The sequence below is a fragment of the Pseudonocardia sp. DR1-2 genome (assembly GCF_023717215.1).
GTDB classification, from domain to species: domain Bacteria; phylum Actinomycetota; class Actinomycetes; order Mycobacteriales; family Pseudonocardiaceae; genus Pseudonocardia; species Pseudonocardia alni.
On sequence record NZ_JAMQOF010000002.1, the window covers coordinates 586,648 to 604,774 of the forward strand.

17 protein-coding genes and 1 tRNA gene are annotated in these 18,127 nt (G+C 73.9%); 13 read left to right on the plus strand and 5 right to left on the minus strand.

The features are described 5' to 3' along the window. Nucleotides 1-64: 64 nt before the first annotated feature. The gene (locus ND486_RS07580) at nt 65-370 is read left to right on the plus strand and encodes a VOC family protein (RefSeq protein WP_251783379.1); all 306 of its coding nucleotides are present in this window, start codon (nt 65-67) and stop codon (nt 368-370) included. 3 nt (nt 371-373) lie between these two features. Beyond that, nucleotides 374-601 (plus strand): hypothetical protein, encoded by a 228-nt coding sequence (locus tag ND486_RS07585; RefSeq protein WP_251783380.1) that lies wholly within the window; start codon nt 374-376, stop codon nt 599-601. 94 nt (nt 602-695) lie between these two features. Here ND486_RS07585 and ND486_RS07590 read toward each other — a convergent pair. Further along, nucleotides 696-766: transfer RNA gene (locus tag ND486_RS07590), tRNA-Gly, on the minus strand. A 163-nt stretch (nt 767-929) separates the two neighbouring features. Here ND486_RS07590 and ND486_RS07595 point away from each other — a divergent pair. Together ND486_RS07595 and dcd are read left to right on the plus strand one after the other, a co-directional pair. Next, nucleotides 930-2,111: a UDP-N-acetylglucosamine 2-epimerase gene (locus ND486_RS07595; RefSeq protein ID WP_251783381.1), complete on the plus strand. Its 1,182-nt coding sequence runs from the start codon at nt 930-932 to the stop codon at nt 2,109-2,111. Nucleotides 2,112-2,137: 26 nt separating this feature from the next. Next, complete coding sequence (dcd, locus tag ND486_RS07600) at nt 2,138-2,722, plus strand: dCTP deaminase (protein WP_251783382.1); 585 nt, start codon at nt 2,138-2,140, stop codon at nt 2,720-2,722. 2 nt (nt 2,723-2,724) lie between these two features. Here the strand turns inward: dcd and ND486_RS07605 are convergent, their stop codons facing one another. Beyond that, complete coding sequence (locus ND486_RS07605) at nt 2,725-3,030, minus strand: helix-turn-helix domain-containing protein (RefSeq protein WP_251783383.1); 306 nt, start codon at nt 3,028-3,030, stop codon at nt 2,725-2,727. A gap of 104 nt (nt 3,031-3,134) precedes the next feature. On the opposite strand from ND486_RS07605, the gene ND486_RS07610 reads away from it, so the two are divergent. Together ND486_RS07610 and ND486_RS07615 are read left to right on the plus strand one after the other, a co-directional pair. After that, complete coding sequence (locus ND486_RS07610; RefSeq protein WP_062398837.1) at nt 3,135-3,515, plus strand: nuclear transport factor 2 family protein; 381 nt, start codon at nt 3,135-3,137, stop codon at nt 3,513-3,515. A gap of 42 nt (nt 3,516-3,557) precedes the next feature. Continuing rightward, on the plus strand, nt 3,558-4,715 hold the full coding sequence (locus ND486_RS07615) for a hypothetical protein (RefSeq protein WP_251783384.1): 1,158 nt from the start codon (nt 3,558-3,560) through the stop codon (nt 4,713-4,715). 60 nt (nt 4,716-4,775) lie between these two features. Here the strand turns inward: ND486_RS07615 and ND486_RS07620 are convergent, their stop codons facing one another. Then, on the minus strand, nt 4,776-7,250 hold the full coding sequence (locus ND486_RS07620; RefSeq protein ID WP_251783385.1) for a heterodisulfide reductase-related iron-sulfur binding cluster: 2,475 nt from the start codon (nt 7,248-7,250) through the stop codon (nt 4,776-4,778). A 512-nt stretch (nt 7,251-7,762) separates the two neighbouring features. Between ND486_RS07620 and ND486_RS07625 the strand changes: the two genes are divergently transcribed. From ND486_RS07625 to ND486_RS07655, 7 genes are read left to right on the plus strand one after another with little or no spacing between them, the layout of a single operon-like run. Further along, a complete protein-coding gene (locus ND486_RS07625; protein WP_020622502.1) occupies nt 7,763-8,041 on the plus strand; it encodes a hypothetical protein in 279 nt (92 codons plus the stop codon). A 3-nt stretch (nt 8,042-8,044) separates the two neighbouring features. Next, nucleotides 8,045-8,734: a hypothetical protein gene (locus tag ND486_RS07630; RefSeq protein WP_251783386.1), complete on the plus strand. Its 690-nt coding sequence runs from the start codon at nt 8,045-8,047 to the stop codon at nt 8,732-8,734. Then, nucleotides 8,721-11,795 carry an ATP-binding protein gene (locus ND486_RS07635; protein ID WP_251783387.1) on the plus strand — a complete coding sequence of 1,025 codons (3,075 nt, stop codon included), beginning with the start codon at nt 8,721-8,723 and terminating at the stop codon, nt 11,793-11,795. The genes ND486_RS07630 and ND486_RS07635 overlap by 14 nt, the downstream gene beginning before the upstream one ends. Next, nucleotides 11,792-13,699, plus strand: a complete 1,908-nt coding sequence (locus ND486_RS07640; protein ID WP_251783388.1) for a hypothetical protein — start codon at nt 11,792-11,794, stop codon at nt 13,697-13,699. The genes ND486_RS07635 and ND486_RS07640 overlap by 4 nt, the downstream gene beginning before the upstream one ends. Further along, nucleotides 13,689-14,285 carry a hypothetical protein gene (locus tag ND486_RS07645; RefSeq protein ID WP_062398831.1) on the plus strand — a complete coding sequence of 199 codons (597 nt, stop codon included), beginning with the start codon at nt 13,689-13,691 and terminating at the stop codon, nt 14,283-14,285. Before ND486_RS07640 ends, ND486_RS07645 begins: the two co-directional genes overlap by 11 nt. Next, complete coding sequence (locus tag ND486_RS07650) at nt 14,282-15,307, plus strand: C40 family peptidase (protein ID WP_062398829.1); 1,026 nt, start codon at nt 14,282-14,284, stop codon at nt 15,305-15,307. Before ND486_RS07645 ends, ND486_RS07650 begins: the two co-directional genes overlap by 4 nt. 28 nt (nt 15,308-15,335) lie before the next feature. Further along, nucleotides 15,336-15,731, plus strand: a complete 396-nt coding sequence (locus ND486_RS07655) for a hypothetical protein (protein WP_226367990.1) — start codon at nt 15,336-15,338, stop codon at nt 15,729-15,731. 184 nt (nt 15,732-15,915) lie between these two features. Here ND486_RS07655 and ND486_RS07660 read toward each other — a convergent pair whose 3' ends face one another. Continuing rightward, the gene (locus ND486_RS07660) at nt 15,916-16,737 is read right to left on the minus strand and encodes an ESX secretion-associated protein EspG (protein ID WP_251783389.1); all 822 of its coding nucleotides are present in this window, start codon (nt 16,735-16,737) and stop codon (nt 15,916-15,918) included. Further along, nucleotides 16,734-18,110 carry a PPE domain-containing protein gene (locus ND486_RS07665; RefSeq protein WP_251783391.1) on the minus strand — a complete coding sequence of 459 codons (1,377 nt, stop codon included), beginning with the start codon at nt 18,108-18,110 and terminating at the stop codon, nt 16,734-16,736. Before ND486_RS07665 ends, ND486_RS07660 begins: the two co-directional genes overlap by 4 nt. Between the last annotated feature and the right edge of the window lie 17 nt (nt 18,111-18,127).

The following is an 18,127-nucleotide window of genomic DNA, read 5'->3' on the forward strand; positions in this document are numbered from 1 at the left end:
GTCGGGTGTGGGCGGAGCCCGCAAAGCGGGTGTCGATCTTCGGGCGGCAAGGCATGCTCCTGCCGTGGCGAAGGTGAAGGCTGGACTGATCGTGATCTACACCGAGCGGCTGGACGAGTGTCGGGACTTCTATGCGGGGCTCGGTTTGGACCTCGTGCGGGAGCAGCACGGCTCAGGGCCGGTGCACTACGCCGTGGAGCTGGCTGGCGGCCTCGTGCTGGAGATCTATCCGGCGACCGCCGAGCGGAGCACCGGCCGTCTGCGGCTCGGGCTGACGGTGCCAGCGACGCCGGGACTGCCTGAGGGCGAGCACAAGCTGACGGATCCCGACGGTCGGATCATCGTCGTCACGGTGGACAGGGCCGGGTAGCTGGTGCCGCCGGCCGCGAGCGGGCCGGAGGCAGGAGCGATCGAGCCGAGCGGTGCCGGCGTAGCCGGCCCGCTCCGCCGGAGGCGGCGCCTCGACCAGCGCGCCACGAGCGAGGCCGACCAGCGCATCGCCGACCGGCTGAGCGCTCTGGTCGAGGGGCGCGAGATCGACAACGACGGCCAGGGCGACGACGAGGGCGGGGCGGCGGGCGCCCTGGTCCCGGTCGGCTAATGGCCCGTCAATGGCCCACAGCATGAGTGGACCTAGGAACGACGAAGGCCCAGCTCCGGTGTGGACACCGTCTGAGCTGGGCCTTCGCTGTGAGAGCGGATGACGGGAATCGAACCCGCGTATTCAGCTTGGGAAGCTGATGTTCTACCATTGAACTACATCCGCATGGCGTGAGATCACCCTAGCACCACGATCCGCGTACCTGTCACGGACCTCCCCTGCCCGGTCGTCGCACGATCCGACCACCGGGCGCGCGTGTCTCGACCCGGCCGCCCGCTCCGCGCACACTCGTCACCGTCGGTCAGACCTCGGCCGGAAGGCGACTGCGATGACGGTGTTCGACCCGACGTCGGGCGACGTGTCCGGGTTCCCCCCGGACCACGAGCACGACGTCCTGCTCATCGCCGGCAGCCGTCCCGAGGTCGCCCGGCTGGCTCCGGTCGCCGGTGCCGTCGCGGCGGCGGACCGCATCCGCGGGATCACCGTCGCCACCGGCCCGGACCCGATGTCCGTCCACGAGGCGTTCGAGGCCCTCGGCGTCCCCACCGACATCACGATCCTGCTGCCGCTGGAGACCGGGCCCGGCATGGCCGACGTCGCCGCGGCGCTGTTCACCCGGCTCGACCAGCTGCTCGTCGACCAGGACCCGTCCGCGGTGCTGGTGCACGGTGGTGGGCTGGCGGCCGAGGTCGCGGCGACGGTCGCGTTCTGGCGGCGGATCCCGATCGTGCACATGCAGGCCGGCATGGGTACCGACGACCTGCTGTGCCCGTTCCCGCAGGAGGCGCACCGGCGGGTCATCGGCCAGCTCGCGTCGCTGTTCCTCACCACCAGCGGCTCCGCGCTGGGCAGTCCGCTCGGCCCGAACGTGCTGACGATCGGCGACACGATCAACTCACTGCCCGGCCCGCAGCACCAGGGCTGTGTCGACGCGCTGGAGCGGGTGCACGACCAGCACCGCAGGCTGATCGTCGTCGACCTGGCGAGGGCCTCGTCGTCGCCGGTGCTGCGCGGGCTCGCGGACCTGCTGGAGCGGTACCCGCGGATCGAGATCGTGCTGTTCGGTGCGCTCGCCGCCGGGGAGACGGCGCAGTCGCTCGGGAGCCACCCGCGGGTGACGGTCGTGGCCGAACCGGCGCTGCCCGACCAGCTGGCCGTGCTCACCGCGGCGACCGTCCTGGTCAGCGACGACCACGAGCTCGTCGTCGACGCACCCGGTCTCGGCACCCTCGCGGTCCTGGTCGACGGGCCGAACGTGCCGCAGCCCGGCGACTCGATCCGCAGCATCGCCGCGCACGACGCGGCCGCCGCCGTCGCGCAGGTGCTCGACGGCGACCACGGGCGCCGCGCCGCCGCGTCGGACGGCTTCGAGGCCGCCCGCGCCGAGCAGGCCGTCGCCTGGATGTTCGGGCTGACCCGCTCGCCGCAGCTGCCCGACGACCTCGGCGGCGGCGGCCGGCACAGCCCCGGCGGGGTGGAGTCGGACTCCGAGGAGTCCTCCGAGGCGTGACCGCGGGCCCTGGATAGGGTGTCGGCGTGCTGCTCTCCGACGGTGACCTGCGCAAGGACATCGAGTCCGGCCGGCTCGTGCTCGACCCGTGGGACGTCGAGATGCTCCAGCCGTCCAGTGTCGACGTCCGGCTGGACCGGTACTTCCGCGTCTTCCAGAACTCGCGCTACACCCACATCGACCCCTCCCAGCAGCAGGACGAGCTGACGACCCCGGTGGAGACGCCGGACGGCGAGTCGTTCGTGCTGCACCCCGGCGAGTTCGTGCTGGGCTCCACGTTCGAGCGGGTCGGGCTGCCCGACGACCTGGCCGGTCGCCTGGAGGGCAAGAGCTCGCTCGGTCGTCTGGGTCTGCTGACCCACTCCACGGCCGGGTTCATCGACCCGGGCTTCACCGGCCACATCACGCTCGAGCTGTCCAACGTGGCGAACCTGCCGATCACGCTGTGGCCGGGGATGAAGATCGGGCAGCTGTGCCTGTTCCGGCTGTCCAGCCCGGCCGAACGGCCCTACGGCACCGAGGGCGTCGGGTCGCGCTACCAGGGGCAGCGGGGCCCGACGCCGTCGCGCGCGTTCCGCAACTTCCACCGCACCGACACCCGGCGGGCCTGAACTCACCCGGCGACCACGGCCGCCACGAGCCCGGGGAACCTCGCGTCGAGGTCGACGCGCCGCAGCCGGGTGCGCAGCACCCTGCCGTCGCGGCGCTGCTCGATCACGCCCGACTCCCGCAGCGTCCGCCAGTGGTGACTCGCGCTGCTCTTGGTCATGTCCGGCAGGATCTCCTGGCAGGTGAGCGTCTCGTCCTCGCCGAGTGCGGCGAGTGTGCGGACGACGTGCATCCGCACGGGGTGGTCGAGTGCTGCGATCACGGTCTCGATGCGCAGCTCGTCGGCGGCCGGGGGCGGGTTCTCCTGCACGGCCCCATAGTACGACTACAGTCGAACTGATGTGGCGGCCGTCATCTGGCGGAGACCGCTCGACCCTCTTATGGTTCGAATAGAGTCGAACTATTGGAGGAGTCATGGACATCCGTCGGCACATCGCGACCGAGTTCCACACCGCCCTCACCACCGGGGACCGCGACCGGCTGCGGGCGATCCTCGATCCGGAGGTCTCCTGGACCCTGCCGGGCGACAACGCGGTCTCGGGTCGGGTCGACGGCGCCGACGCGGTGCTCGAACGTGCGGCGTTGATCGCGTCCTACGGTGTGGACTTCGCGCTCGAGCACATCCTGGTGAGCGCCGAACACGTCGCGCTCGGGCTGCACAACACGGCCCGCCGCGGGGACCGGGTGCTCGACGAGCACCTCGCCACCGTGTGCCGGATCGGGGGCGACCGGATCGTCGAGATCGAGACCTTCCTGTCCGACGAGCCGGGGATGAACGCGTTCTTCGCCGCGTGAGCGTGCCCGCGGGGGCGTGCACCGCCGCTACGCTGGGCGGTGATGGACGCCGACCGCAGCTCCCCGGACCCGTGGGCCACCGGCCGCCGTCGGAGTGGTCGCCCCGACCGCGGCGTCCGCCGCGCCACCCCGCCCCGGTACGACGACGCCGGTCCCGGCCCGGCCGGGCGTGGCGCCCCCGCCTCCGGCACACCCGCGCCCGGCGTCGCCGGGGAGAACGCGGCCGGTGAGGGCACGGCCCGTTCCGAGCCCGCCACCCCGCCGGAGCCCGGCACCGAGCTCGTCGTGTCCCCCGTGGTCCCCCCGGAGCCCGACCCGGGCTCACGCGCCCTCACCCGCCGGGCAGCACCCGCCCCCGCGGACCCGCCGCAGGCGGACCGCGGGACGGAGGACCGGGACCCCTGGGCCCCGTGGCGCCGCCTGCGCCCCCGCACCGTCCGCGGTGCCACCGCGCTCGGTCTCGCGGGTGCCGCGGTCCTGCTCCTGCCCTTCCTCGACGACCCGGGCCGCTGGTGGGTCCCGGTCGGCCTCGGGTTCGGCACCCTGGTCCTGCTGGCCCTGCTGCGGCTGGACCGGCTGCTCCAGGGGTGGGCACCGCACGTCGCCGGGGTCGTGCTCGTCGCGGCCCTGGTGAACGGGACGCGGGAGAACCCGTGGGCGTGGGCACTGGCCCTGTCGGTGGGGGTGATCGTCGCCGGGGCGCTGCTGCTGCCGCGCTGGACGGTGCTCGCCGCCGGCGTGGTGCTGCTGGTGGTGTCCGGGGTCGGCTACTCGTTCCGCTCGGCCGAGATCCGGCAGGACCAGGCCCGCGTCGACGCGCAGGCCGGCGCACAGTTCCGCAGCGACCTCGGCGTCGCCCGCCCGCAGCTCGCGCTCGTCTCGCTGGACACCGGGGTCGCCTCGCCGAACCCGGCCCGGGTCTGCCGGCTCGTCCAACCCGCCGCGCTCGACCAGCTCCGCGCCGCGACCGGTGCGGCGGCCTGCGAGGACGCCGTCGCCGTCCTGCACGGGCGGATGCCCGCCGGGGCACAGGTCACCGTCCCGGACCGGCGTCCGGACCCGGAGGTGGCGGTCGGCGCCACCACCGCCGTCGACGCCTGCGGCTCGGCGTGGGGCGCGGCCGCACCGCAGCTCGGCCGCGTCGTCCTCACCCGCACCACCCCGGCGACGTTCCAGGTCAGCTCCTTCACCCCCTGCTGACCCGCACACGACGACGGCCGGGCACCCCCTGCGGGGTACCCGGCCGTCGTCGGTGGTGGGTCAGTTCTCGTTCGAGCGCTCCGGCGTCGCCTCCTCCGGCGACGACCCGTTGCTCGACCCGTTCGCCGCGCCGTTCCCCGACGTCGCCGGGGTGCCGGTGCTCGACGCACCGTCCGAACCGGCCGGGGTCGGGTCCTGCTTCGCGGCCTCGTCGGCCACCTCGGCGGCCGGGGTGGCGGTCCCCGGGGCGTCGGTGGTCGGCGCGCTCTGGCCCTCGGTCTCCGGCTGCGGCTCCGGCGCGGTGTCGGCGGGGGCGTCGCCCCGCTTCACCGCGGCGAGCAGCATCTGCGAGACGTCCTGGACCTGCACGGCCTCACCGGCGGTCTGGTTCACGCCGTCGGTCATCATCGTGCGGCAGAACGGGCAGCCGACCGCGAGCGTGCCGGACGGCTCCGAGCCGCCACCGGCCTTCGTGAGGGTCTCGGCGGCCTCCTCGGCGCGGGTGAAGTTGATGCGCTTGCCGATGCGCTCCTCCATCCACATCCGGGCGCCACCGGCACCGCAGCACATCGACCGGTCGCCGTGCCGCGGCATCTCGGTCAGCGTGGTCGTCCCGGCCGCTCCGGTCGCGTTGATCAGCGCGCGGGGCTCCTCGTAGACCTCGTTGTGCCGCCCGAGGTAGCAGGGGTCGTGGTAGGTGACCGGGCCGGTCTCCTCGCCCGCCGGGGCCGACACCGGGACCAGCTTCTTGTCCCGCACCAGCTTGTTGAGCAGCTGGGTGTGGTGCACGACCTCGTAGTGCCCGTCGAGCTGGGGGTACTCCCGGCCCAGGGTGTTGAGGCAGTGCGGGCAGGTCGTGACGATCTTGCGGGTGCCGGCCTCGCGGCCCTCGAACACGGTGTTGAGGGTCTCGACGTTCTGCTGGGCGAGCATCTGGAACACGAACTCGTTGCCCGAGCGGCGCGCCGGGTCACCGGTGCAGGTCTCCCCCGAGCCCAGGACGGCGAAGTTCACCCCGGCGCGGTGCAGCAGCTCCGCGGTGGCCCGGATGGTCTTCTTCTGGCCGTCGTCGAACGCGCCGGCGCAGCCGACCCAGAACAGGTACTCGGTCTCGGCGTCGAGCTCGCTCTCCACGACCGGGACCTCGAAGTCGAGGCCCTTGGTCCACTCGAGGCGGTCCTTGGCGTTCTGGCCCCAGGGGTTGCCCTTGTTCTCCAGGTTCTTGAACAGCGAGTTGAGCTCGGTGGGGAACTCGGTCTCGATGAGGACCTGGTAGCGGCGCATGTCGATGATGTGGTCGACGTGCTCGATGTCGACCGGGCACTGCTCGACGCACGCGCCGCAGGTGGTGCAGGACCACAGGATGTCGGGGTCGATGACGCCGAGGACGTCCTCACCGCCGACCAGCGGGCGGCCCGCGGCCTCCAGGGCGTCGACCGGGATGGCCTTGAGCCGCTCCTCGGCGCCCTCGCCGGTGATGCCGACCTCGTCGCCCGCCATGTCGCGGCTGCCACCGGCGAGCAGGTAGGGGGCCTTCTCGTAGGCGTGGTCGCGCAGGGCGTTGACCAGCAGCTTCGGCGACAGCGGCTTCTCGGTGTTCCACGCGGGGCACTGCGACTGGCAGCGGCCGCACTCGGTGCAGGTGGTGAAGTCGAGCAGGCCCTTCCAGGTGAAGTCCTCGACCTTGCCGACGCCGAAGGTGTCGGTGTCGGGGTCGGCCTCCTCCAGGTCCAGCGGCTTGCCGTTCGACATCATCGGCCGGGTCGCGCCGAGGGCCTTGTAGCCGTCGTCGTTGCGCTTGAAGTAGATGTTCGGGAACGCGGTGAACCGGTGCCAGGCCACACCCATCGTCGGGGTGAGCGCGATGACGATCAGCCAGACCGTCGCGGACAGCACCTTCACCGCGGCGAAGACGGTGACCAGCGTGGTCGAGGCGGGCAGGACCGCGGACAGCGCGTAGGAGACCGGGGCGGACCAGACCGGCACGTCGAACGCGCCCAGGGAGATCTTCGCGCCGCGCACCACCAGGATGCCCAGGCCCTCGAGGAACACGATCGCCTCGACGAAGTAGGCGCGGCCCATGTTCGAGCCGTAGAACCGCGACATCCGGCCCTGCCGGTTCGGGTTGTTCGCCTGGCGGATGACGATCAGCGCGGCGATGCCGACGACCGTGCCGACGCCGAGGATCTCGACGAACAGCGAGTACACCGACCACTGCCCGATCAGCGGCAGGTGGAAGGTCGGGTTCCAGACCTCGACGAAGGCCTCGATCAGCGCCAGGAACAGGCCGCCGAATCCGACCATGACCAGCCAGTGGACGATGCCCACCTTGGTCCACTTGAGCATCCTGGTGTGACCCAGGGTCTCCTTGAGCATCGTCGCGAACCGCGGCCCGAACGGGCCGGTGCGCGTCGGGTCGGACTCACCGAGCCGGATGATCTTCACCATCCGGGTCACGGTCATCGCGACGAGGGCCACGGCGACGATCGCCGACAGCACGGTGACGATGCCGAGCGTGTACTGCACCCAGGTCATCTGGAGGAACCTCCCTGTTGAACACCCAGCGGTCCCTGCCGGAGCGTGGTGCTGCCGTGACGGATCGGGACGGGAAACGATGAACCGGTCCGGTGGCGCGCGTCGGCGAGGGCGCGGTCGGGGGCGCACGGAGTACCGTGCCGCCGGGACCGGGCGGGCCTCTCCATCGCAGTGCCTCCTCGGACCTCGTCGCCGCACTGGTGTGGTGGGGTGCGACGACGGTCGGGCGAAGGGTAGTGCGCCCGGCCTGGGGTCGCCCGACCCCGTCATGGTCGGGTCGTGCTTGTTACCGAACAGTAGCCAAGGACGACCATGACATCTCGGACCGGGGCCGGTCCCGCGGGGAGACACGAGTCACGCCCGATCGGCGCTGGTCCGACCGTGTCGACCCGATCGCGCAGCGTGGCGCACCGGTGGGCCGGGTGGCTCAGCCCCTAGGATCCCGTACGGGTCTCGTGGTCTACTCGCCTGCGGGAGCGACCGGGACAAGCGGACTGCCGCAAGGAGGAGCTGTGAAGACCTCGTACGAGGCGATCCAGCTGGTACTCGCCCAGGGCGGACAGCTGACCACGGTCAACCTCCGTGACTGGATCACGAACAACATCGTGCCGCTGATCCTGCTCGCGATCGCCGTCATCCTGCTGTGGATCGGTGGTCGTGGTGACAATGCCGGCGTGGCCCGGCGCAGCATCGGACTGCTGGTGGGTCTGATCGCACTGGGCATCGCCGTGACCGGCAGCGGTCCGGCCATCGGACAGGCGCTGGCCAACCTGCTCGTGACCCCGGGCTGATCCGTGCTCGTTCGCACGGACGACGAGGTCTACCGCGTCGACGCCGTCTGGCTCGGGCCGCCACGGGCCACCTTCCCCTGGCGCGCCCGCTACGTCAGCTACGGCGTCGGACTCCTCGTCATGATGCTGATCATGTTCGTCCAGCGCCGGCTCGGTATCGGCCTGGACTTCTTCTCCGTGGCCTGGGCGCTCGTCGGCACCGTCGCGATCACCCGCCTGCTCGGTAAGAAGATCGACTACGAGCGGCCGCTGGGCCAGGTCCTCGGCCAGTTCTGGGCCGAGGTGACCGGGCCGCGGGCCGGTCGGAAGGCCGCGGGCGGCTCGGTCCGCGCGGGGCACGTCCGCGTCCACGCCACCCGTGCCCACCCCGGCGTCCCGTCGGCCGGTGGCCGGACCCCCGCGCTGTCCACCGCGCAGCGCACCCGGATCGACGCCGCGGGGACGCGGCCGCCGGTCACCGTGGACGCCGTCGTGGACACGCCCGCCACCACCGCTCCGGTGGTCCCGGGGCTCGAGGCGCCGGTCGCCGCACCCGCGCGCGTGGTCCCGCCACTGCCGGAGCCGGGCAGCGCGCCGCGCCGGAGCCGTTTCCGCCGGGCCCGCGGCGGTGGCAGCGGTCGCGGCGCGAGCGTGCCCGCGCGCACCCCCCGTCCCGACCCGTGGCGCCGGAGTGGCCACCGTGGCCGCACCTGAGCGGACCCCCCGGCCGAAGGCCCGGCGCGGCCGGGCCCGTGCCGGCGAGGGCGGTTCGGACTACACCCCGTCGATCGCGCTGCGCTCGATCGACGGGCACGTCACGCGTACCAACGGGCAGGTCATGGCCTGGTACCGGCTCGCGGCGCAGGCGTGGAGCTTCCGCAGCGACAACCAGCGCGAGGTCCTGATCCGCCAGATCGCCGCGCAGCTCGGCGAGCTGCAGGGGCGCTGGCTGCACCTGCGTGTCACGACCCGGCCCTACCCGGTGCACATGTGGGCGGAGTCGTTCGACCAGAACGCGATCGGCCGTATGCCCGACGTGCCCGGCGCCCTGGGCTGGGACGGGTTCCTGGAGGGCGAGCAGCGCCACCTGATGGGGCTGTCGATGGCGGACAAGGAGGTCTTCCTCGGCATCGAGGTCTCCGGCCGCGGGCTGATCGACCGCTGGGTGGAGCGCGCCGCGCCGGTCCTGGACCGCCTCGTGCCGTCCGCGGTCAAGGCCGAGCTCGCCGCGCTGGAGACCGAGATCAACCACCTGGACGTGCTCGTCGCCGGGTCCGGTCTCGACGCCGTCCCCGCGAGCGCGGAGGACATGGCCTGGCTGATGCACCGCTCGGTCGCCCTCGGGCTGCCCGCCCCGCGCGGGCTCTCCTCGGTGCCGCGCGGGGTGTCGACCTGGGAGCCGGAGGACCTCGCCGCGTTCACCGAGGGCGTCGACCTGCACCAGGAGCCGTACGCGCCGACGGTGCAGGTCGTCGGGCGGATGCGCAGCCAGACCGTCACCCGCAACGTCGCGGTGCTGAGCGTCGGGCTGATGGAGGGTCTGCGGATCCCCGAGATCGACGACCCGTGGATGCAGCACTCCGACCGGCTGCCGTTCCCGGTGGAGTGGTCCGCGCGGATCTACGTGCGCCGTCCGGAGGACGTCACCGGCGAGCTGCAGCGCCAGATGGGCAAGGTGCGCAGCCAGATCCGGCACTACACCCACGACCACGACCTCGACCCGCCGATGTCGCTCGCGCGGCAGGCCGACCGGGTCCTGGAGGTCGAGGACGAGCTCACCACCGGGCTCACCCAGCTCAACACCCGTCTCTACGGCTGGTGGCGGATCGCCGTCTCGGGCCGCGACGAGGCCGAGGCCACCACCCGCGCCCAGCAGGTCGTCGACCTGTACCGGCCCAAGGTGCAGATCGAGCACCCCGAGGCGCAGTACCGCTACGCCCGCGAGTTCATCCCCGGCGAGCCGCTGGCCGCGACGGCCTACCGGCGACGCGGGTCGGTCACCTGGGCGGCCGCCGCGGTCCCGGCCGCGACGGCCAGTGTCGGCGACCGTCGCGGGATCATGCTCGGCGAGACCTGCACCGCGACCCGCCGCCCGGTCGCCTGGGACCCGTGGCTGGCCCAGGAGGTCCGACGCGCGTCCGGCCTCACCGCGATCGTCGGCGGCCTGGGCTCGGGCAAGTCGTTCCTCACCGGTCTGGTCGTCTACAAGACGTTGCGCGCCGGGGCCCGCTGGACGGTGCTCGACCCGTCCGGCCCGCTGGCCGAGCTGACCCGGCTGCCGGAGCTGGCGCCGTTCTCCCGGCACATCAACCTGCTCCGCGCCGACCCCGGCATCCTCAACCCGTACCGGGTGGTCGCCGAGCCGCGGCCGGACCACTTCCTCGACGACGAGGACCCCGAGCGCGCCTGGAAGCGGGAGCGTTCGCTGGCCGCGGCCACCCGCCGTCGGCTGGTGCTCGACGTGCTGTCCGGGCTGCTGCCCTACGAGATCGCCCGCCAGCCCCACACCCGGATCGTGCTGCTCCGCGCGGTCCGCGAGGTCGGCGGCTCGCCCGACCGGCACCCGGGCATGGTCATCGACGCGCTGCGCCGGCACGCCGGTGAGGGCGAGGACCACGCCGGCGTCGTCGCGGACTTCCTCGACGAGCGGCGCGAGCTGCCGCAGGCCGCGCTGCTGTTCCCCGACGAGACCCGGGCCGATCCCTGGCAGGCCGACCGGGACTACCGGCTCACCGTGCTGACGATGCAGGGACTGTCGCTGCCGCGCCCGGGCAGCCCGCGCGAGGAGTGGACCGACAACGAGTCGCTCGGTGTCGAGCTGCTGAACCTGGCGTCCTGGCTGACCCAGCGCACGATCTACGACGCCGACCGCAACCTGCGCAAGGGCGTCGCGCTCGACGAGACGCACTTCCTGTCCCAGGTGCCCACCGGCAAGGTGCTCATCGACCGCCTCGCCCGCGACTCCCGCAAGTTCAACGTCCGCGCCCTGTTCGCCTCCCAGCTGGCCGGTGACCTGCTGCGGGTCTCGGGCTTCGCGTCGCTGGTCAACGCCGTGTTCGTCGGCCGGACCGACGACGAGGAGGCCCAGTCCGAGGCGCTGCGGCTGCTGCGCGTGCCCACCGACGTCGGCTACGAGGAGATGCTCGGGACCCTGTCCCCGCGCCCCCGCCACGACGACCGGCCCGACGACGCGCCCCGCCAGTTCGTCTTCGCCGACGGCCACGGCGGCGTGGAGAAGGTCCGCATCGACCTGGAGGCACCGCACCTGGAGCACGTCCGCGAGGCGCTCGACACCAACCCCGACGCCGCCCGCGTCGTCGCCCCGCGCCCGCCGGGTGGTCCCGCGATCACCGCGCCCGGGCATCCCGAGATGACCGCACCCGACGAGCCGAGCCCGCTGCCCGCCCGGCGCGCCCCCGCCCCCGTGGTGCTGCCCGACCTCGACGGCGACGAGATCGACCTGCGTACCGACACCCGGATCGGCCCCGGCGACGACGACCCGGTCCTGGCCGGCGGGATCCGTGCCGGTGGGGTGCAAGTCGTGTCGGTCGCCGCGACCGACGCCGCCGTCGGCCGCGCGGAGCTCTACGACGACGAGCAGCTCGACCTGCTCGACGAGCTCGACGACGACTGGGTGGTCGACGAGCCCGCCCCCGCGGACGGCACCGCCTCCGCAGACGGCACCGCCCCCACGAACGGCACCGGCCCGTCGAAGGGGACGGCGGCCACGAACGGCCACCCCGCGGCCGCTCCCCCCGACGGGGACGGACGGTGACGGCGGGCCTCGACCCGTCCGGCGGCGCAGGCGTCTGGGTCGTCCTGGGCGTGCTGCTCGCGGCCGTCGTCGTGTCGGTGCGGAGGACCCGGCGCCGTACGCCGCAGACGCCCGGGGTGACCCGCCGCCGTCGTCGTCGGACGGCGGTCCTGGTGGTCACCGCGATCGCCGGCGGCACGCTGCTGCTCGGTTCGCCGGCCATGGCGCAGGCGCTGGACTGCAAGTCCCCGCCGGAGCCGGACCGCCCCGGCACCGGGCTGGTCGGCTCGCTGGACCGGCCCTCGGCGCTGCACGGGGAGGCCGGCAGCGTCTACGAGGAGGTCGGCTACGCCGGTCTCGTCTGGCACAACTACGACCTGGGCTGCGCCACGTCGGGGGTGCTGAACCCGTCGGTCACCACCGACACGTGGCTGGGAAACCAGGTCTTCAACCTGGCGAAGCTGACCGTCGGTGGGGTGAACTGGGCGCACTACCTCATCGCCGACGGCGGGTCGTTGTTCGCGCCGCTCGACCAGGTCATCACCACCGCGACCCGGGCGATGTACGAGACGGTGTTCACCACCTGGGTGGGCCTCGGGCTGCTCGGCTTCGCGATCATCGTGCTGCTGCTGGCGATGCGCGGCGAGCTCGCGCGCCAGGCCCAGCGCACCGGCATCGCCGTACTCGCGTTGATGCTCGGCTCCGCCGCCTACCTCGCACCGGTCGACTGGTCCCGCGCCGCGGACAACCTGCTGCTCGACGGGGTCACGCAGATGCAGGAGGGCTTCCTCGGCCAGGTCGGGCTGGGCACCCGCGACACCCTCCCGACGGTGCTCGTCGACCAGGTCGCCTACCAGAACTGGCTGCGCGGCACGTTCGGCGCGCCGGACGTCCCGCAGGCCCAGGAGCTGGGCCGGGACCTGCTGCGGGCGCAGGCGTTCACCATCGACGAGATCGACCAGGGCCAGGACACGTCCGAGACGGCGGAGCGCAAGAAGGGCGAGTACGCCGCGCTCGCCGACCGCATGGGGGACCGCTACCCGTACTTCACCGGGGCCTCCGGCAGCCGGATCGGGGCCGGGACGCTCGCGCTGATCCAGGCCGCGTGCATCGCGCTGTTCCAGCTGCTGTCCAAGGTCCTGGTGCTGGTCGCACTACTGATCATCCGGCTGATGGTGGTGACGGCGCCGGCGATCGCCGTCGTCGCGCTGCTGAAACCGGACGTCATCCCGGCGATCCTGCGCATCGGCGGCGCCGCGATCGTGAACACCCTCGTCGTCGGGGCGCTGGCCGGGCTGCACGCGCTGCTGGTCGTGTCGCTGTTCGCCCCCGGGTCCGGGGTCGACCTGTGGCTCGCGCTGCTGGTCACCGGCGTGGTCACGCTCGTGCTGTGGGCGGTCGCGCGGCCGTTCCGGCGGCTGGTGTCGATGGTGACACTGACCCGTGAGCAGTTCGGCGGGATCGTCCCCGGCATCAACGGCGGCCCGGTGTCGCGGGTGTGGAACCGGATGCGCGGCCCGAACGACGCCGACGAGCGCCAGTCCCGCTGGTGGTCCGAGCGCGGCGGCCCCGGCGGGTCCGGCGACCCGGGCGCGGCGCGACCGGAGGCCGAGACCGCGGCCGGGCCGGGGGCCCGGGTCCGTCGTCGCGCGGCACCGGACGTGTCCTCGCCCCAGGCGGCCCGGATCGCCGAGCCGCGCCGCGGGGCGCTGCCGGTCGGGGCGTCCGGGCGGCCCGACACCGGGTTCGCCACGCGGGTCGACCCCGGCGAGGTCGACGACCGCTCCATCTACCGCCGCGACGACGCGGGACCCCGCCGCCCCGGCGACCCGACCCCGGTGAGCCCGGAGCTCGTCGACGGCGTGCCCGTCTACAAGATCTACCGCCCGCGGGCGGCCCGCACCGGCGGCGACCGTGCCGATTAGGTCCTCCCGCGGCCGCGCCGGCGCCTATCGCGCGGTGTGGCAGTGGCCGCTGCGCTCCCCCGCCCGGCTCGCCGTGACGGTGGTGGTCCTGGGCGGGCTCGTGTTCGGGCTGGTCTCGCTCGGCGGTTCCGGCGGGGCGGCGTCCGGCGGTCTGATCGCCGGGGGCGGCTCCGGCGGCAACCGGTGGGACAGCGGATCGTCCGGCGTCTCCGCGACGCCCACCCCGACGCTGCTGCCGCCGGTGCCCGAGCTGACCCCCGAGGCGCTGCCGGTGTCGCAGGCCCCGCGGCAGGCGCTGGAGACGGCGCGGGTGTGGGCGGCGGCCTGGGTGAACCATCCCGACGGGATGACCTCCCAGCAGTGGGTCGCCGGGCTGCGGCCGTACACGACCGACGAGTTCCTCGGCGTGCTCGCGGGCGTCGACCCGTCGAACGTGCCCGCCTCCCGGGTCACCGGGCCCGCGACCCCGACCCGGGTCGCACCGAAGAGCATCGAGGTCACCGTGCCGACCGACACGCTGACCCTGCGGATCCTGGTCGTCGACACCGAGGCGGGCTGGAAGGTGTCCCGCTACGACCGGGCATGAGCACTCCGCTGACGCGTGCGCTGCGGCCGCTGCGGCTGCTGCTGCCGTTCCTCGCGATCGGGATGGCGCTGGTGCTGTTCCTGACCGTCGGCTTCCTCGCGTTCAGCCCCAACCTCGGCGGCGGCCGGTCGAACGCGGCCTGGTGCGACACCGGGATCTCGACCGCGACGGTCGGCCGTGGCGGCGGGGGAGCCACCTTCGAGACGCTGTCCGACGAGCAGAGGCAGAACGCCGCCGCGATCATCTCGGTCGCCAAGGACATGCAGCTCCCGCCGAAGGCGTGGCTGATCGCGCTGGCCACCGCGATGCAGGAGTCGACGCTCCGCAACATCGACTACGGCGACCGGGACTCGCTCGGGCTGTTCCAGCAGCGGCCGTCGCAGGGGTGGGGCACCCCCGCGCAGGTCACCGACCCCGCCTACAGCAGCCGGATCTTCTACGAACGGCTGATGGAGGTTCCGGGCTGGGACTCGATGCCGGTCACCAAGGCCGCGCAGACCGTGCAGCGCTCGGCCTTCCCCGACGCCTACGCCAAGTGGGAGGGCCTGGCCGCGTCGCTGGTCGAGAACATCGGCGACGTCGCCAACCCGACGGGCTGCGCCCCCGGTACGACCGGCGCGCTGCCCCCGGGCGTCGCCGGGGCCGCGATCGGCTTCGCGCTCGGCGAGCTCGGCAAGCCCTACGTGTGGGGCGCGACCGGACCGGACTCCTGGGACTGCTCCAGCCTGCTGCAGGCGTCGTACCGGGCGGCCGGCGTCACGATCCCGCGGGTGTCGCGCGACCAGTACAACTCCGGCGGCCACCTGCCGGTCCGGGACATGCAGCCGGGCGACTTCCTCTTCTACGCCCACGACACCTCGGACCCGACCACGATCTACCACGTGATGATGTACCTGGGCGACGGCAAGATGGTCGAGGCGCCGAACCGCAACTTCCCCGTCCGCGTGCAGCCGGTGTCGTGGGAGTTCTCCGATCTCGTCCCGCTCGCCACCCGGCCGGGGACCACGCCGAACCCCGCCTGAGCGGGGTCGAGGCGCCATCATGGGCGGCATGCGCTCCCCGCTCTCGGACTATCTCGACTCCGCGGCGCCCGGTGCCTGCCCGGACCACCTCGTCGTGCCGCGGTCACTGGCCCAGTCGATGCCGCTGCGCTGGCAGCAGGTCTTCGTCGGTCTGCTCACCGACCTGCACGACGCCTACCCCGGCGTCGACTGGCCGGAGTACGCCGTGTCCGCGGTGCGGGCCGAACCGTTGACCGAGCTCGACGACGCCCAGCTCGCCACACACGGCTACGTCACCGAGCTGGGGCCCGACGGCGACCTCGAGTACCGCGACGCCGACGACCGCGTCGTCCCCGGGTCGCTGCCCGTCCGGGTGGAGGTGCCCGACACCGTGCCGCCGGCGTCGGCGGGGCAGGTGCCGCGGGGGACCGTCGTCCTGCGCTGACCGCGCCCCGCGCCGCCGCTTGCTGCTCGCGCCGGTCGGGTCCGGCCCGGTGCGCGGGGGTGTCGCCGAGATGCACCTCAGCGGGAATCGTCGATCTCCACGGCCCGCTGAGCTGCATCTCGGCGTGCGGCAGGGACACCTCCCCTGCGGATGCGCTCACCCGGTGAGCGAGTTCCCGGGCCCCTCACCAGGCCCGGTGCGTCCCGACCGGCGCGCGACGGCGCTGCGCCGCGTCGGCGAGCCGGTCCAGCTCACGGACCAGGTACGCGGCGTCGGCCGGACCGGCGTGCACGACGGCGTCGTCGGGGAGCGGGCCGCCGACGACGTCCGGGGTCGGGCGCCGCTGGACGTAGCAGCCGTCCGTGGTGGCGTGCACCAGCAGGACGCCCGGCGCGCGGCACGGGTCGGGTCCCTTCCGGCCGGCGCCGAGCTGGGCGACGCCCTCGACCTGCCCCATCCGCCGGAGCATCTCGGCCTCGGTCCCGCTGCAGCCCCGCCGCAGGAGCTCGTGGACGAGCCGGTCGGGATCGCCGTCGGCGCGCTCGGCGGCCTCGCCCAGTACCGCGACGGGGATCCGCACCCCGGCCCCGGGGCCGGGCACGACCTCGCCGAGCAGCTCGACCAGGACGGCCGACGCGGCGTCGGGCGGGACGCGGACCAGCGCGACGTCGTCGCCGATCCGGGTGGCCAGCACCGCGCGCCCGGCCCGCCGCGCGACCAGCGCCCGCTGCCACGACGGCGGTGCGACCACGAGGTCGTGCTGGAACTCCGGTGCGACGACCGTGCGCAGGTCGCCGACCAGGTCCGGCTCGAACGCGGTGCCGGTGAACAGGCCGCGTGCGGCGAGGGTGTCGAGACACCCCCGCACGACACGGGCCCGCTCGACGTCGGTGAACCCGGGGCTGAGCAGCTCCAGGACCGCGGGGTTGCGACCGAGGTCGAGCAGGTCCCGGGCGACGTCGAACTCGGCGGCGGTGAGGACGGTGGCGCGGTTCCAGTCGATCATCGGTGGGGCTCCTCGGGGGCCAGGACGGCGTCGGTCGCGGCGATCTCGATGTCGAACACCTCGTCGGTGGGGACGACGTAGCGGTTGCGGTGGTCCCGGGTGTCGCGGCTGCTCGTGCCGCCGGCCACCGGGCCGTAGCCGCCGGGGGCGCCGCCGCGTCCGGTGGTCTCGACTGGGCGGGCGGACCAGGCCGGCTCGGCGGTCCGGGCGCCGGGACCGAACTGCTCGTGCAGGCGCGCGCCACCGGATCCCGTGCCGCCGGGGAGCCGGTCGCCGTACCCGGGACCACGGGCCGACGGCGGGACGAGCGGCTGGGCCCGGGTCCGTTCGCCGAACCGGCGTCCGAGGTCGACGCGGGTGGCGAGCGGGTCGGGGCCCGGTGTCGTCGTGGGGTACGGGCCCGGGGACGCCGCCGGCCGGTACGGGTCCGGGGCGGGCGTGGTCGTCGGGTCGAGGTGCTGGGGTGCGACGACGTCGACCGGCCCGGGAAGCCCGGTGCCCCGGTCCCGGTCGGCCACGCCGTCGCCGGTGGTCCCGGGACCACCGGGCCCCGCGGTTCTCCCGACGTCCGGCGTGCCGGGGCCCGATCCGACGAACCCCGATCCCTCGGTCCCCGGCCCGTCGGTCCCCGGCCCGCCGGGAGCACCGACGCCGTCCGATCCGGGGCGGGGCCCGCCGCCCGGCTGGTCCGGGACGCCGGTTCCCGGACCGCCTCCGCCGAGAGGGGTGGCTCCGCCGCCGGCCCCGACACCGGCCGGGCCGTGACCGCCGGCCCCGGCCGAGCCCGGTGCCGGACCTCCCGCACCGGTGGGCGTCGCGGCCGACTCCGGGTCGACGGTGCGGAAGCGGTCGTCGATCGCGGACGCCGTGTCGAGATGCTCCTGGAGGGCGCGGTCGGCCTCCTCGCTGTGCCGCTGGTCGCGTTCGAGCGAGGTGACGTAGTCGGCGACGGTGGCGCTCAGCCCGGTCAACGGGGTGCTCGCCAGCAGGTGGAGGTTGCGGACACCGCTGGTGAAGATGCCCGGCGGGGTGGGGTCCAGGGCGGCGATGGCGGCCTGGGTGCGGTCGAAGGACTGCCCGTAGGCGTCCAGCTGGGTCGCGCCGTTCGCGGTGACGGGGGCGGTGCACATCATCGAGGTGGTGATGCCGTCGAGGGACTGCTGGGCGGCGGCCGCGGCGGGGCCCTGCCAGGAGATGCCCAGCTCGGCCATGCGTTTCCGGGCCTCGTCCGATGCGGAGCGCAGCTCGGCGTCCGCGGTGCGGAGTGCGGCTGCGGCGTCGGCGACCGCTGTCGAGCCGGGTTTCCCGACCACCCAGGCGTACTTCTCCTGGAGGGTCCTGGCAGCGAAGTTGAAGCCCTGTGAGAACGCCATCGTCCGTCCCGGAGTGC